General features: G+C 43.5%; 12 protein-coding genes. 6 read left to right on the plus strand and 6 right to left on the minus strand.

Annotated elements, in window-relative coordinates:
• Nucleotides 1–45 precede the first annotated feature (45 nt).
• The 6 genes from R7O13_RS08800 (at nucleotide 46) to R7O13_RS08825 (ending at nucleotide 7979) form a co-directional block, all read left to right on the plus strand.
• Nucleotides 46–924 (plus strand): LysR family transcriptional regulator, encoded by an 879-nt coding sequence (locus tag R7O13_RS08800; RefSeq protein ID WP_005377700.1) that lies wholly within the window; start codon nucleotides 46–48, stop codon nucleotides 922–924.
• Between the two features lie 426 nt (nucleotides 925–1350).
• Nucleotides 1351–2694, plus strand: a complete 1344-nt coding sequence (locus R7O13_RS08805; RefSeq protein WP_318303604.1) for a sodium/glutamate symporter — start codon at nucleotides 1351–1353, stop codon at nucleotides 2692–2694.
• A 204-nt stretch (nucleotides 2695–2898) separates the two neighbouring features.
• Nucleotides 2899–3390: a type II secretion system protein gene (locus tag R7O13_RS08810; RefSeq protein ID WP_318303606.1), complete on the plus strand. Its 492-nt coding sequence runs from the start codon at nucleotides 2899–2901 to the stop codon at nucleotides 3388–3390.
• 271 nt (nucleotides 3391–3661) lie between these two features.
• Nucleotides 3662–5401 (plus strand): ABC transporter transmembrane domain-containing protein, encoded by a 1740-nt coding sequence (locus R7O13_RS08815; RefSeq protein ID WP_065274505.1) that lies wholly within the window; start codon nucleotides 3662–3664, stop codon nucleotides 5399–5401.
• A 3-nt stretch (nucleotides 5402–5404) separates the two neighbouring features.
• A complete protein-coding gene (locus tag R7O13_RS08820) occupies nucleotides 5405–7180 on the plus strand; it encodes an ABC transporter transmembrane domain-containing protein (protein ID WP_167415186.1) in 1776 nt (591 codons plus the stop codon).
• A 250-nt stretch (nucleotides 7181–7430) separates the two neighbouring features.
• On the plus strand, nucleotides 7431–7979 hold the full coding sequence (locus R7O13_RS08825; protein ID WP_005377712.1) for a hypothetical protein: 549 nt from the start codon (nucleotides 7431–7433) through the stop codon (nucleotides 7977–7979).
• Between the two features lie 42 nt (nucleotides 7980–8021).
• Here R7O13_RS08825 and R7O13_RS08830 read toward each other — a convergent pair whose 3' ends face one another.
• The 6 genes from R7O13_RS08830 to R7O13_RS08855 all read right to left on the minus strand — a co-directional run bounded on the left by R7O13_RS08830 (nucleotide 8022) and on the right by R7O13_RS08855 (nucleotide 15833).
• Nucleotides 8022–10244 (minus strand): TonB-dependent siderophore receptor, encoded by a 2223-nt coding sequence (locus R7O13_RS08830; protein WP_318303610.1) that lies wholly within the window; start codon nucleotides 10242–10244, stop codon nucleotides 8022–8024.
• 200 nt (nucleotides 10245–10444) lie between these two features.
• Entirely contained in the window at nucleotides 10445–12421 is a 1977-nt protein-coding gene (gene fhuB / locus R7O13_RS08835) for a Fe(3+)-hydroxamate ABC transporter permease FhuB (protein ID WP_318303611.1), read from the minus strand.
• Nucleotides 12418–13302: an iron-siderophore ABC transporter substrate-binding protein gene (locus R7O13_RS08840; protein WP_053303102.1), complete on the minus strand. Its 885-nt coding sequence runs from the start codon at nucleotides 13300–13302 to the stop codon at nucleotides 12418–12420. The genes fhuB and R7O13_RS08840 overlap by 4 nt, the downstream gene beginning before the upstream one ends.
• An 11-nt stretch (nucleotides 13303–13313) precedes the next feature.
• Nucleotides 13314–14078: an ABC transporter ATP-binding protein gene (locus tag R7O13_RS08845; RefSeq protein WP_318303613.1), complete on the minus strand. Its 765-nt coding sequence runs from the start codon at nucleotides 14076–14078 to the stop codon at nucleotides 13314–13316.
• Nucleotides 14079–14402: 324 nt separating this feature from the next.
• Nucleotides 14403–14621, minus strand: a complete 219-nt coding sequence (locus R7O13_RS08850) for a hypothetical protein (protein WP_005377723.1) — start codon at nucleotides 14619–14621, stop codon at nucleotides 14403–14405.
• 87 nt (nucleotides 14622–14708) lie between these two features.
• A complete protein-coding gene (locus R7O13_RS08855) occupies nucleotides 14709–15833 on the minus strand; it encodes an HD-GYP domain-containing protein (RefSeq protein WP_054574122.1) in 1125 nt (374 codons plus the stop codon).
• Nucleotides 15834–16011: the final 178 nt, after the last annotated feature.

Raw genomic sequence — 16011 nt, forward strand, 5'->3', positions numbered from 1 at the left:
GATAAACTCTGCTTTAGTTATTTCTTTATCAACTCTGGGTGTGTAATGGATAAATTAACAAGCATGAAGGTTTTCGCTTACGTGGTCGAACACGGCAGCTTTCGTAATGCAGCACACCACTTTGATATTTCACCGACCATGGTTGGCAAGCACGTGAGCTTTCTTGAGCAAAGCTTAGGTACACAGCTAATTCATCGCACCACGCGCAAACAGTCCCTGACCGAAGCTGGCAGACTCTACTACCAAGAGTGCCACCGCATTATTGAAGACATCACCAACGCAGAGAACCTGATCCAGACGCTGATCAACCGTCCAACCGGAACTGTAAAAGTTAACTGCCCTGTCACGTATGGCAAAAAGGTCATTGCTCCTATCGTGGCTGACTTCTTAGCTGAATTTCCCGATTTGAACGTTGAGCTAATGTTGGACAACAATTTGATTGACCCATATCGAAGCGAAGCTGACGTGATTATTCGAATCGGTGAGTTGGTCGATTCGTCGTTAGTCGCGAGAAAACTGGGTGAATACCACATGACTTACTGCGCCTCACCCTCTTACCTTGAGCAACATGCCCCTATCCAATCACTTGATGACTTAGCACACCATCATTGTTTGGGGTTTCAGTATCACCAAGGAGAAAGCCAACAAGTGGTGAACATGCCATCTAATACCTTTGGAAACAGCAACACCCGATTAACGTCTAACAATGGCGATGTACTTAAGTTCGCCGCGTTAAAAAGCTCTGGTGTTCTTATGCAACCAAAGATCTTAGTTGAGCAGGAAATCCAATCTGGTGCCTTGGTAGAAATTCTCCAGCAACATGCTCCCAAGCCAAAACCGATCCACCTGCTTTACCGTTCAAAACAGCTTTCCCTTAAAAACCGTACCTTGGTCGATTTTATTCTTTCTCATGTGAATCCATAACGTCACCCCATAAAGCGGCGACAATTTAACCATTTAATTAACTTTTATTGTCGATATGACAAATATTATTGCTTGTTAATTGTCTTTATTTTTCATGTTGTTAGTCAGAGACACCCATTAACTAGGCATAATTTATTGATTCACACCAATTGCATTGCTCTGACAAAGTGACTAGGATTGCCGCCTTTCCTGAGTGAACTATCAAAAAAATATCGAGAAATTTAATCTAATTTCTCTTCCTGTTCGTGTGCAATCACAACATTTACACTCATTTCAAATTGCATAAGCACATTCCTTTGCTTATGAAAACGACATTGATTTCTCAACGCTTCTAGTCACATATGTGGCTTTTTGGCTTGAGGGAGATTTTTATTCAAGGTAGGTCACAAGGACGCTACCCCTTGACTGCATTTACTGGAGGATAAGATGCCTAAAGGTCTAATGCTGACTGACTTAGCCATCGCTGGCTTACTATTGATTTTGGCAAAAGTCATTCGCGTTCACGCGCCATTACTACAGCGTATGTACATTCCATCGGCGGTTCTCGCAGGATTATTCGGTCTAATTTTTGGACCAGCCCTGTTAGACGTACTGCCTTGGACCGATACGTTTACCGCTAACGCAAGCCTATTAACTGCTGCACTTTTTTCTGCGTTAGGTCTGGCAACGGATGTTCCATCACCTAAAACCGTCGCACAGCGTGCTGGCTCATTGTGGGCGTTTAACCAAATCGCTTCTGTTTCTCAGTGGTTGTTTGCGGCAATGTTTGGTCTAGTTCTCACAACCTTCTTCTGGCCAGAGATTAATCCCGGCTTTGGTGTGACAATGTCTGCGGGCTTTATGGGCGGACACGGTTCAGCCTCTGTTGTTGGTGAAATCTTCACGGGGCTTGGCTGGGAAGATGGCTTCACACTTGGCTTAACGTTCGCAACCGTGGGTATTTTCATTTCAATTTCTGTCGGCATGCTCATGCTGCAATTCGCATTGAAGATGGGTTGGATTCGTAGCTTTACGACCTTCGACAGCATGGACGAACACGAACGCAAGGGCCTTGTTAAGCCTGTTGATCAAGAACCGGTAATGAAAGACACCATGTCTTCCCTGTCAGTTGATTCTTTTGCGATTCACGCGGCGTTGGTTGTAGTGGTAACAGCTTTCTCGTATGTAGCGGCTAACTACTTATCTTCTTTCCACGATAAGGTACAAATCCCTACGTTCGTAACCGGCTTCCTTGGCGGCATGCTTGTGCGAATCATCGCGAAACAAACGAAAGCTTCACGCTATCTTTGTGACGGTGCATTCAAACACGCTGCGGGCATCAGTACCGATTATTTGATTATCTTTGGTATCTCAGCCATCAAGATTACCGTCTTAGCCCAGTATTTAATGCCGATGGTAGTGCTTGCAATCGGCGGTATCGCCTTCACACTATGGCTAATCTTCTGGGTTGCCCCACGTATCATGGGAGAAGATTGGTTCGAGAAAGGCATTTTCTCTTGGGGTTGGTTAACCGGTACAGTTGCCATGGGTATTGCGTTGCTTCGTATTGTTGATCCAAAAATGCGTAGCAAGGTGCTTGATGATTACGCCATCGCTTATGTCCCAGGCTCAATCACTGACATCTTCATCATCTCTTTGATGCCAATCGCGATGTATAACGGCATGCACTGGCAAGCGCTTGGGGTAGGATTAGGTTACATCGCAATTGTCTTATTTATTTGGCGATTCATTTTTAAACGTAACCGCAGTGCTCTGACACACGAATCTTAGTCGCTTTACTCGGGAGGATTTTATCCTCTCGAGTTCATTCCTTGGTTTTTATCAAAATCACTCTTCATCTCGAATATAAGCAACTTGTTTTATATTTGAGATTTACAATCCCGATCTCTTATTATCATTCTTTTTTAATACTTGACCTGAAAGTTTCTATATCAGAATAGCCGCCTATTCGTTTCTAAAACATGGAGAAAGGCAGTGCGTCGCTCTCAAGGATTTACTCTTATTGAACTCATTGTGTGCATCATCATTCTTGGTATTGTAAGCGTCGTTGCATTTCCTAAATTTCTTGGCTTACAAAAAGATGCCAGAGTGGCGGTTCTATATGGAGCCAGAGAAGCACTCATGACCGCCAACAACTTTGTCTACACCAAAGCAGTGATTCAATCTCAAGAGGCAGTAGATGGCGGCATACAATATAACATTGATCTAGATAATGACGGCCATAACGACCTAATTGGTTACTTTGGATTTATCAAAAATGTTATTCCAGCAAAAGAGCTAGCAGGCTTTGATCCGCAACTCACTATTAACACTTGGTATGGGGTAGACAGCCCAGACGAGCCCTACTTCCTTATTGGTTTTGCAAACAAGCCTGTTGGTCCAGAACATATGTGTTATGTCGAAGTTTACTACCCAGAAACTCCTGGTGGCCAAGTGAAATACAAAATACAAACTGACGATTGCTAATTCCCATAGAGAGTGGCAGTAACACTTTTACTTTTGGTGTCTTCATCGTTATTACAAGGTAATGGCTCCAAAACCATCATTAACAACTATTTCACATAATGTCGTCGCACAATGAGCTCATAGAGATAAAACCAGTAATTTGCGCCGACACATGGCTATAATTGAAACAATCTATCGTTTTTAAACCCGCCTATAACTTGTGCTTGTAAACTCATCATTTCGCTCAATAATAGTTCTATAACAAATTCAATAATTTAAAGCGGGAGGCGTAATGAGAATATTCTGGCAGCTACGTTGGTATTTCCAACAAAAGTGGAGGCACTATGTCGGATCCATTCTGCTTTTCGCTGTGATATCAGCACTACAGCTTGTTCCGCCCAAAGCAGTTGGCATCATCGTTGATGGCGTCGTAGACAACACTTTAGATACAAATACGCTGATTCTATGGCTCTCAGGGTTAACTGTACTGATCTTTACTATTTATGGGTGTCGCATCTTATGGCGAATTTGGCTTTTCGGCGCAAGCTGGGAACTCGGGACCATTCTACGTAACCGTCTATATAGGCACTTATCGACACAGCCACCTCGTTTTTTTGAACGTTACAAGACGGGGGATCTGATGGCTCGTGGCACTAATGATGTGCGTAATATCGTTATGACAGCCGGCGAAGGGGTTTTAACCGCCGCAGACTCTTTGATCACTGGTATTGCGGTTTTAATCATTATGGTAACGCAAGTAAGCTGGAAGCTCACCGTAATGGCGCTTCTTCCAATGCCATTTCTTGCCATCATCATCTTCTTTATTGTGCGTATCCTACATCAACGCTTTCGTGTCGCTCAGGAAGCCTTTTCTACCATGTCAGACATGACACAAGAGTCACTTAATGGCGTGCGAATGCTGCGTGCTTTCGGATTAGAAAACCAAGAGCAGCAACGTTTTGAAGAGGTTGTGGATGATACTGGCGAAAAGAACATCGCTGTCGCAAGAGTCGATGCTAGATTTGACCCGGCAATTCAGTTAACCATCGGTCTTTCTTTCCTTCTTAGTGTCGCTGCTGGTGCTTACCTTGTTGATAAAGGTGAGATCACGCTTGGTGATCTGACCGCATTTACGATGTATTTAGGGTTGATGATATGGCCGATGTTGGCATTCGCATTCCTATTTAACATTTTAGAAAGAGGCTCTGCTGCATGGAACCGATTACAAGAGATCTTTGATGAAAAGCCAGAAATTATCAGTGGCAATAAGCCAATAGAAAATAAACCACTTCCGTTAAAAATTGATATCGACGATTTCCACTGGTCTAGTGATTTACCGCCCGCTTTGACGGAAGTAAACATCGAACTTGAACCCGGAAAAATGTTGGGAGTTGCAGGGCCGGTAGGAAGCGGAAAATCGACCCTGTTAACACTACTTTTGCGTCAACATGATTTAGAAAACGGCTCAATTAAATTCGGTGATGTCGAGATCAAGGATGCCCTACTTCCACAGTGGCGAAACCGCTTTGCTGTCGTTAACCAAAGTCCGTTTCTATTCTCCAAATCTATCTTCGACAATATTGCCTTAGGCAACCCTAATGCAGAGAAAGAAGAAGTCTATAGAGCAGCAAAGTTAGCCTGTATACATGACGATATTGAGAAGTTTCCTGAAGGCTACCAAACAGAAGTTGGTGAAAAAGGCATTACACTCTCCGGCGGGCAAAAACAACGTATTGCGATAGCACGCGCTATGCTGCTGAATGCCCAAGTGTTGGTTTTGGACGATGCACTTTCCGCTGTTGATGGACGGACCGAACATCAAATCCTTAAGAATTTGGAAACACACTACCGTGATCAAGCACTAATCGTTATTGCACACCGCCTCACCGCATTGGAAGCAGCAGACGAGATCATTGTCTTGAATCACGGCCACATTACTGAACGTGGGCAACATAGCGCTTTATTAGCGCATCAGGGATGGTACGCCGAAATGTTCGAGTACCAAAAACTAGAACAGGCGATGGAGGAATAATGAATGAACCAGACCAGCACGTTTAAACGGTTAATGTCTTACCCATTATCTCAACCAAAGCCAATGATTAAAGGACTCGCCTTGCTGTTTATTGCAGCGTTAGCTAGCGCCGGCGGCCCTTGGTTGATTCAATATTTCATTGATGAGCACATCGCTAAAGGTGACTATTCACAAAATGTTCTGATTTCGCTAGCAGTAGGTTATATCGCTCTTCAGATCGTATCGGCAACATTCCAGTATTTTCAGTCATTGCAATTTAGCATTGTCGCGGCTAACACGATCAAAGCGATTCGTAAGCAAGTATTTTCTGGCGTGATTAAGCAGCCGTTATCTGCGTTTGATTACACTCCTGCTGGAAAATTGGTGTCGCGAATCACCAACGATACGGAATCTTTACAGCAATTTTATGAGCTTTTGATCGCGACCGTGGTGAAAAACGTGGTCATGATTGTCGTAATGCTTGGCGTTATGTTTTTCATGAGCTGGAAGCTCACACTCGTTGTGCTTGTATTGCTGCCGATCGTCATCGGCTTTATGTACTTGTTTAAGCAGCTAAGTACAGAAAGCTACCGAAAGATGCGTGACCTATTGACCGATATAAATGCGAATCTGAGTGAATCCATTCAAGGGATGAGTGTCATTCAATTAATGCAACAAGAAGAGCGTTTTAATAAACAGTTCAACGAGCTAACCGCAGAGCATCTGGTGGCATCTAAACGAGTGATTCGGCTAAACGGCTATCTGCTAAGACCATTAATGGACTTACTCGCTGGTCTTGCGTTGCTTTGCTTGGTTGCGATCTTTGGTTTTAATGGTATTGAGTTGATTGGTGTGGGGGTACTGTATGCATTTATCAGTTATCTTGCGCGAGTTACTGAACCACTAATTGAGATGACTCAGCAACTTGCTCTACTTCAGCAGGCGTTAGTATCAAGCGAACGTGTTTTTGAATTGATTGATGCGAAAGAACAAACTTACGGGGGCGATCATCAACCATTAAGGTCAGGTGCTATCGAACTTAAAGACCTCACATTTAGCTACGATGGTAAACAGGACGCCCTAAAAGACATTTCGTTGAAGGCCAACCACCAAGACTTTATCGCGCTTGTCGGGCATACAGGAAGCGGTAAAAGCACCTTAGCGTCACTGTTAATGGGCTTTTATCCAACTCAATGTGGTGAACTGCTCATAGATGGTCGTCCACTTAAAACATTAGGGAAAGACGTACTTCGCAAAGATGTGGCAATGGTTCAACAAGATCCACATATTCTCCCTGCTTCAGTCAGAGAAAACATCTCTCTCAGTCGGGCGGTTGATGACAATCAAATATGGGATGCGTTAGACAAGGTAGGTTTGGCAGAACAAATTCATCGTTACCCTAACGGGCTAGACACGCAGTTAGGTCAAGGCGAAACTAATTTATCTGCAGGTCAGAAACAGCTTTTGGCGTTAGCACGTGTGCTTGTGGTAAAACCTAAGGTATTGATATTAGATGAAGCAACCGCAAATATTGACTCAGGAACAGAGGCTTTAATCCAAAAGAGCTTGGCGGTACTCAGACAAGACATGACGCTCGTTGTTATTGCTCATCGGCTGTCAACTATCCTAGATGCAGACCAAATCATTGTTCTTCATCATGGGGAGTTAGTCGAGAAAGGCACACACAAAGCACTCTTAACGCAAAATGGTCGTTATGCTCAAATGTATCAGTTACAGCAAGCAAACCGACACCTACAACAGATTGAAGAAGACACCAAGCAACTCGAAGAAGCGGTGTGATTTTATGCCCGTGCCTTCTTTTATTTAGTCGGCATGGGCATAATTGGTGTAACTTCAAAATTTAGCCTTGTAAGCTTCCAATTTCTTCATAATGTGAACTAATTTTCTATTTCTTACCTATTATTGACATAACCCCTCGCTATATCACGCAAGGTCGTTGTAAAATCGTACGGTACTTAAGTCTACTGCCTGTGGCATTGGGCTGAATTCCGCTTTCTAATTATGCACATTAATCTCATGACACAAGTCCATGGACAAAGATAAGTTTACTAACATCTATCGCTTGCCTGGTTCGATTCAAATTCGTATCGGTAAATGGCAAAAGACGTTCCGCGGCACCTCTGATTTAGTTTTACATCAGGCGCTAATGGAGCGTAATAAGCAATTTAAGAAGCCAGACTTTTTACCTAAAGGCTGGTGTGTCACTCCTATTGATGAAAACGACATTACCATTACGCATCACGGTAAATATATCCAAACCGTTATGCGCACAATGCTGGACAGAAAGGTCTCATACAAGCGACTGTTCCTATCTCGAATGAGTCTCGAAGATGGTGAAAAAGTGCTCCACAATTACAAGCTGGAGTGGGTAAGAAAACATAACCAGATCGCCAAAAAGTACAATCAAATTAAAAAGAAACAATATATGAACTTTGCAAGAGAAGAAGAGGAAACCCTCTACCCTTCGATTCCAAAGGGTGAGTTTGACAAAACATTATGGAACAAACTTGTCGTATCATCGTTTGGCCCGCAGAAAAAGTACAAAAACCCGCACTTTGTCCGTAAAGCCGATTTCTAAATAAACACCCCTAAAGTGAGGGGTGTTTATTTATACGTTAACTCACCAGTCGTAAGTTAAACTTGCAATAACATTTTGTCGGTCGCCATACCAACAAAAGCCATCACATGTCGCTATGTACTTTTTATCCGCGATGTTTTTAGCTGCGACTTGTAGCTTGTAATCGCCGATTCGATAACTGACCGTCGCATCCATTAAGAAATAACTTGGTACTTTTAGTCTCTCTTCATTGTCTCCGTATGACTCACCTGTATAGCGCGCGCCTAAGCCAACAGCAAAGCCATCAAGAGGTCCATCAAAGAAACGATAATGTGCCCAAGCTGATGATACGGTATTCGCCACTTGGGAAGGCGTTTTGCCAACCCATGCCTTATTGATGTCTTGTTTTATCTCTGCATCAACGTACGCAATGTTCCCGATCAATGTTAAGGATGGTGTCACATTAGCTACAGCTTCAAACTCAACGCCGTTATTTTCTATTTTTCCTATTTGCGTTAATTCACTCAAGTAGATACGAGCCAAGTTTTCTTTTGTTGCCCGATACGTTGCAATATTGAAATAACCATCAAATGAATCCGGTTGGTATTTCATACCGATTTCAAATTGATCACCGCTTTCAGGCTTCGCTGACTTACCATTGCTGTCTTCTTGAATAATTGGATCAAAGTACTGAGAGTAACTAAAGTATGGCGTGAAGCCAGAATCAGAAATATAAGCCGTTCCCACGCTAAACGTCCACTCTCCATGATCGACTTTCGTGCGAGCACCCGTGGTAACATTATGTACTTCATTACTTGTATCGTCGTAACGTGCCCCCAATAACATCGCCCATTTATCGTTGATCAGCATATGATCTTGAAAGTAGACGCCGAGCTGCTGATTATCGATTTTCGTTCTTTGCTTATCGGTTTCGCTCAATGGTTGTAGCGTATTCGGATCGAGTAACATTATGTTATCCGAATAAGTAGGATTAAATACATTAAACCTAGGATCGGGCAAAGCTCCCATTGGTGTGTTTAATAATGCATTACCATTAGCAACTATAGGGTCATTGGCAAAATCTTTACCATCGATACTGATCATTTGAAAATCTATGCCCAACATCAAGTTATGCTCAACACTTCCCCAATTTACTTGGTGCATCAAACGATTATCGATATTAAAAGCATCAGATGACCCATCTTCTGTTGAAGCACCCCTAAGTATGGTTTTGCGTTCATTTGATGGGTCCAAAGCCGGCCCCAACGCAGGCACGTCAGCCGAGTAAACGTACGAATACATTTGTCTTAGCTTAACATCCATTTCGCTGTAACGAGCTGCTTGAACAAATGAAGTGGTATCATTAAATGCATGAGAAAACTCATAGCCTAAAGACACCTGCTCACGCTCAAACGTCTCCCAGTTAGGATTGCCTATCGCTAAACTATCACTGATCTTTCCATTTTTGTTTGGCGTTAACGTTCCTTCAACTGGCAAAAATTGCAGATAAGGATCTGAGTCGTCTTTTTGATAGCTCGTTAGAAAGGTAATTTCAGACGTCTCATTAAATTTGTACGTCATCGATGGAGAGAGAAGAATGCGCTCTGCTTCTACCCCACTAATTCTCGTCCCATTTTTTCTCGCTAACCCTTGAAAGCGGAAAGCTAGCTGCTCACTCACCTCAGAGTTTACGTCAAGAGAAAGTTGTTTACGGTCTTCAGAACCGTACTCCAAAGATACAAGTCCTGATCCCCCATCAAATTGAGGTCGCTTACTGACAACATTGATAACCCCACCTGGAGGGTTTTGCCCATAAAGAACAGACGCTGCACCACGTAAAACTTCAACCCCCTCTAACGCAAACGGATCTATTTGCCAACTATAGAAGCCAGAAGAATATAAACGGGTACCATCTTGATACAACCCGCTGTTCGCCTGTTTAAAACCACGAATAATAAACCAATCTTGCTTGTTATCTTCGCCGAAATAATTAGTTTGAATGCTTGGTGTGTACTGTAGTGCGTCAGAAATGCTAATAGAGGCACGATCATCCATTTGCTCTCGCGTAACAACAGACACCGCTCTTGGAGTCTCATTGATAGCAATATCAGTTTTCGTCGCTGCCCGACTCTTCGCTCCGAGATAACTAAAATCTGGACCAACTGCACTGTCTTGCTGCTGTCCAATCACAACTATATTTTCATCTTCCTGAGCCAAGACATTTGGCGTTGATAAAGCTAATACAACCGCCATCGACGTTGGTGTCAGCATAAACTGCCGAGTCATATTCTTCTCCTTTTTGTCGGCAGCCAAACCAACCCTTCATGACTTCAGCGACCGCTGAAAGAAAAGCGAGTTACGGCATCGCCAGTTGTTTCCGTAAAAGACAAACCAGAGGTTTTGCATAAAGCACTCGCATAGGTTACGAATGCCACTACGAGTGCTTATTTGTATAAGTACTTTCTTGGTTGAGGCTTAGCTCATTTCTATAAGCGGCGTAAACCCCACATTAAATACAAACCGCCAATGAGAGACGCCATAAGCCCTGTTGGTATTTCTTGCGGGTAAAGGACCTGTCGTCCCAACCAATCAGCCAACAACATCACCCCTGCCCCCAGTATCGCGGCGCATAACATGTGTTGTGACGCTTTGTTAAAACCAAATAAGCGAGCTAAATGCGGAGCCAACAACCCAACAAAGCTAATCGGACCAACAACCAATGTCGCACTGACCGTGAGACAAGCAACTAAAAGAAGCAGTGTTGCGCGTGAACGATCAACTCGAACTCCAAGTGCTTTAGAGGAAGCGGCACCGACAGGAAGAATATCTAGCCATCTTACGCAGAGAAAACTCAATCCTATAAAGACAAGCGCAGATAAAGACAACGGGAGTAACGTTTCAACCGAGACATAGTAGGTAGACCCAGACAACCAAGCCAATGCTTGATAACTTCTTGGGTCACCAGTGGCTAGAATAAAGCTCTGTATTGCATTCATCAGTGCGGTTATCGCAATACCAGTCAACAAAATACGCTCCGGCTGAAAGCCTGACTTACGGTTTAGCAGCACAATGACTAATACCGTCGCTAATGCGCCTACGAGCCCGCCTAGAGAAAGAGTGAAAATTGACGAACCAAACCCAGTAAACATTGCGATGATCAATCCCATCGCTGTCCCTGAACTGATACCGATCACTTCAGGACTTGCCATTGGGTTTCCACTTAGGCGTTGAATCATGGTTCCAGCAATCGCTAACATTGCCCCCGCAATTGCTGCTGCAAATAATCTAGGTGCGCGCCACTCCAAAAAAATCCAATTTTGGCTAGCAAATAAGTTTGCCCACCCTTCATTTTGCACAGCAACCGTGGCAAAAAGAACAACAGAAATTAACGTGCCGATCAACGCCAATGAGATCGCTTTAGGGTTTAGCTTGTAAACATGTTCACGATGTCGAGTTAACACTGTTTGAGTATGGCCCTGCGTCTTTTGTGATAAGCGAGGTAACAGCCATAACAGTAGCGGAGCGCCCAGTGCAGCGGTTGCAGCTCCCGTTGGTATAAAACTCGCCATTAGCCCTGGCAGTTGCTGAATAACCAAATCGGTTAAAGTCAATAACATGGCACCAATCAGCATTGATACCCAAAGCTTATGCTGGATTTTATTGATACCTATCAATCGAGTAATCGCTGGCGCCGCTAACCCGATGAAACCGATGATTCCTACGGCAGAAACCACCCAAGAAGTGATTAACACCGCAAGCCCAAGACAGACAAAACGCAACTTAGCTAGCGAGACACCTAAACTCTTGGCACCTTGCTCGGAGAGTTCCAACAGACTTAACGGCTTTGCAATCACAAATGCAACGACCGTAGCAAGTGCGATTCGAGGGGCAAGGTACGAGAAATCTCCCCATCCACTCTGAACAAGCGAACCGGCTCCCCATATCATTAACCCATTCAGCTTTTCGGTATTCATCATCAGAATAACCGTACTTAATGATGCAAAGTACAGGTTTATCACTAACCCAGAAACGACGACAACCGTTGGAGATAACGCTCGTCGCCATGACAACAGCATCACCAACCCCATCGATATCACACCGCCGATGAGAGCAACCAAATTAGGCGCAATATCCAACATCCAAGGTGCGAATAGCGTTGCTAACATCAAAGCAAAACTTGAACCGCTCGCCACACCAAGTGTCGTGGGTGAAGCGAGAGGGTTACGCAGCACTTGCTGCATCAATACCCCAGCAACCGCTAATCCAGCACCAGATATAATCGTGGTGAAGACTCGAGGCCACCAGCTAAAGTGAAGTAAAACAGAATCGATAGATTGAAAGTTAGGCTCCCATAAACTGATTAGAGCCAACGAAAATGAGCTTACTTGGTACAATTGGAAAGCACCAATAGAAAAGGTAAATGCCGAAAGTAACACCACAAAGCTTAAAGGCATCGTTTTCATTGTGTTAACTCCTCGACCTTACTCGCCGTAACTAACTCTGCGAAACGGAGAGCTGAAGGCATAGAACCAAAACTCCAAACGGGTGCGACTTGCATGACCTTTTCACCAGATTGTTGAACAACATATTGCCAAAATGGGTCTTGAGAGAGCTGCTCCGCTCCACCGTAAGGTAATGGCTCTACGATAACAATTTGAGCTTTTATGCCAGCTAACTTGTCGATGCCAACTAGGCTAAAGCCCCAGCTATTCGTCTTTTCATTCCATGCATTACTCAGCCCAATCTTTTCGATAGCCTGAGAGTAAAGACTATTTTGACCAAAAACACGAACGTGCTTCGTATCCATAAACTGAATCATTAAAAGCGGCGGCTGGTCTTTGTTTATGCGCTGTTTTAATAAAGAGAAACGTTTTTCATATTGTTGGATAAGCGCCTCTGCTTCCGCTTCTCTTCCCAGCTCTTCACCAAACCTCCGAGTGAAACTGGTAAGTACCGACCAATCCGTAATCCCGCTTTCATATAAGTCAATGGTGGTAACCGGGGCGATATCAACTAAGCGATGCTTCATTGAGGAGAAGTACGGGGCAATAAAAATACGATCAGGTCTGAGCTCGTAAATGCGCTCTATATTGGGTTGAGTTCTTAACCCTACATCCTTCGTTTGAGGTGGTAACGGTGGCGATTTTACCCAAGCATCGTAATCTTGCCCTTGAGCAACGCCTACAGGTACGACCCCTAAAGCCAACATCGTTTCAGTTTGTGTCCAATCAACCGACATCACCCGAGGTGATGCGTCAGCTAGTGCTTGAAAAGAACTGACCAAAAGCGCACTAAGTGAGAGAGCGAAAGAGAAATGTTTAAGTCGAGTGTTTGTACTGCTCATTATTCCAACCTTTAGCTTGGCATCGCCACCGGATAACCCGCAGGGTGGTCAGAGATCATCATCTCTATCCCATATATGTCCCTCAACTTAGGTTCAGTAAACACCTGTTCAACATTGCCTTGTGCAATCAAATCACCTTGATGTAATGCAACGATGTAGTCGCAAAATCGTGCAGCCAAGTTGATATCGTGTAATACGATAATAACGCCCAAATCCAGTTCTTGACTGAGTTTAGAGATAAGCTTCAACATATCTACTTGATGGCTGATATCTAGCGCAGACAAAGGCTCATCAAGAAGCAAATACTCGGTTTTTTGGGCTAACAGCATAGCTAGCCACACACGTTGACGCTCTCCTCCAGATAACGTGTCCACTAAGCGATCTGCGTATTTTAGTGTGCCTGTCATCGCCATTGCTTCTTCAACAATGTCGTGATCTTTCTTACTCAAACGTCCAAGTAAACCATGCCATGGATAACGACCAAAACCGACTAAATCTCGACCTAAAATACTGTCGGTCACCGGAAGATGCTGAGGCAAGTAGGCAATATGTTGGGCGAATTTTTTCGCTGAGAGATCGTTAATGCTCGTTCCATGCAGAACCACGTCACCAGCTGTGTATTGCTGTTGCTGTGCCAGCAACTTTAACAATGTGGATTTTCCTGAACCATTGTGTCCAACAAGGGCGTATGTTTTTCCGGGTTCAAATGTCACATCAAACGCTTTTAGCAATGACTTGCCTTCAATCTCAAACTGGAGTGCTTTAGCTTCCAACATCCCTACTTCACCTAATAGCCATTTACGAATAACAGTTATTCAAAGCTCTCATTCGTTGATCACGTTTGCCGTTCTTATTCAACAGAACGATTAATAAGGGAGGTTTTATATAACAACAAAGATACAAATGCAAACCGTTGTCATTATCATTACATAAACAAGATCATTGAGAGAATTGCTAAGTGTTAGTGATAATTTGCTCTGCTGAACTTCATTAGTAAATTATAGGCAGGTCAACGAGAGCAGCGGTCTCCCACTGCTCTCGCATAAATTTGAACGAATACTGCAGCGTATGAAGAAATGAAAAATGCCGCAGTGAATACATTAATGACGAGCGTCAGCGCCAAACTCTACTTCTTTATAGATATCGGCCAGCGACTTTTTACCTTGTTTGTCTTTGGCTGAACGCTTTTTCTTAGTTTGATAATGGTATTCTTGCTCCTGAAGTGCTTGTTCGTGCTCTTTTGCTGACTCAACAAACTCAGGATTTGCAAGTGCTTGTTGGCGTAAGCGGTTTACTCTTTCAAGGGTTTCCCACAACATACTTCACCTCCAAACTTATTACTGTATATAAAAACAGTATTGTTTAAATATTCCTCCTCGTCAACATTTCAACTTTGTTACTGCTCTTCACATTAACCCCAAGCCTGTATAGTGCTCGGGATATTTGTGGATGATTTGCTTTATATAACCTTGATGCTCTCGCAGAGCATCAACACATTCTCGAGATAACCATCCCTGATATACCCATTTTTCAAGTTCTAACAATGCGTATGGGATGGACCACGCTTGTCTGTACGGATGGTGCGTCGTCATAAAATCAAAGGCATTCGCGACAGCCGTAATTTGCGCGGCGATTGGTATATCATCATTGGTTAAACCATAAGGATAACCAGTGCCATTTAAGTTTTCGTACTGATAAGTAACCATCTGCAAAAACAAAGTCACACTCGGGTGAACCGGATTTCCGATACGGGCAACTATGTCATCCGCTGAATCGATACAACGCTCAATATGTTGAATCAATATCGCCTCTTGTTCTTGAGAGTAATTTGTTCGGCGGCTAGCAATTTCAACTGGCAGCTGACTATCACCGAGCGCATGGAACTGAGCAAAAATACCAATATCTTCGACCATTTCGTCATTCAGGTGATAACGATCCGCTAACTGCGTTGCGATAATTTGACTGTAGTACTTCATGCGTTTGGTATGCGCGTAATACTCAGGTGAATAGCCTGGCATCATACATTGCATTCGGTTCGCTAGCGTTTCTATCGCATTGACTACTTGAGTCTCTGATTCAACCGCAAATCGAATCATTTCGAAATAAGGTTTAAGACCATTCAGCGCTTCTAAACTAAACGCATCACGTTGAGTGGAGTTCAAAAATACAAAACCAGTAAAAGCTTTATTGTCATAACAAGGAATAGCAGCCGACGACTGATATCCGTGTTTGAGTAAAATTTGAACCCGAGGACAGTGATTAATATCATGAAGGTCTTCGACGATACGAGGAACCGCGTTTTTAGAGGCAATATTGAGGTGGTGGAGTTTACGGAATGCTGATTCGTGATGGGCTAAACACCAAGTGTCAAACTCACTTTCTGCAAATGATTTGAGCACATCTTGGTCTGGGTGATATTTTGCAAATGACACCCTATCAATACATGGCAAGTGCGCCTGCATCCTGCCTTTTAGCGTTTGCAGTTGCTCGTTAAGCGGTTTTGCAAACGGGTAAAAACTCCGGTGCGCCATGCTTCACCTCCACACCAAAGCAGAGAAACAAGAAAAGCTCATTGTGTTGCAAATTCAATGGTATTTTGAGCGGTTTTCTCCACTTAAACTATCGATATACCACAACTTAAGTGTACGAAATAAAAGCACATTTCTACCAATTTTTTCACCGGATATCTTACGGTAATTTGATCCAGAT

Source organism: Vibrio sp. Y176 (assembly GCF_033438945.1).

Bases quoted from the DNA above. Each gene is read 5' to 3' on its own strand.
- R7O13_RS08800 (WP_005377700.1), top strand. From the start codon at position 46: ATGGATAAATTAACAAGCATGAAGGTTTTCGCTTACGTGGTCGAACAC.
- R7O13_RS08805 (WP_318303604.1), top strand. From the start codon at position 1,351: ATGCCTAAAGGTCTAATGCTGACTGACTTAGCCATCGCTGGCTTACTA.
- R7O13_RS08815 (WP_065274505.1), top strand. From the start codon at position 3,662: ATGAGAATATTCTGGCAGCTACGTTGGTATTTCCAACAAAAGTGGAGG.
- R7O13_RS08820 (WP_167415186.1), top strand. From the start codon at position 5,405: ATGAACCAGACCAGCACGTTTAAACGGTTAATGTCTTACCCATTATCT.
- R7O13_RS08825 (WP_005377712.1), top strand. From the start codon at position 7,431: ATGGACAAAGATAAGTTTACTAACATCTATCGCTTGCCTGGTTCGATT.
- R7O13_RS08830 (WP_318303610.1), bottom strand. From the start codon at position 10,244: ATGACTCGGCAGTTTATGCTGACACCAACGTCGATGGCGGTTGTATTA.
- fhuB (WP_318303611.1), bottom strand. From the start codon at position 12,421: ATGAAAACGATGCCTTTAAGCTTTGTGGTGTTACTTTCGGCATTTACC.
- R7O13_RS08840 (WP_053303102.1), bottom strand. From the start codon at position 13,302: ATGAGCAGTACAAACACTCGACTTAAACATTTCTCTTTCGCTCTCTCA.
- R7O13_RS08845 (WP_318303613.1), bottom strand. From the start codon at position 14,078: ATGTTGGAAGCTAAAGCACTCCAGTTTGAGATTGAAGGCAAGTCATTG.
- R7O13_RS08850 (WP_005377723.1), bottom strand. From the start codon at position 14,621: ATGTTGTGGGAAACCCTTGAAAGAGTAAACCGCTTACGCCAACAAGCA.
- R7O13_RS08855 (WP_054574122.1), bottom strand. From the start codon at position 15,833: ATGGCGCACCGGAGTTTTTACCCGTTTGCAAAACCGCTTAACGAGCAA.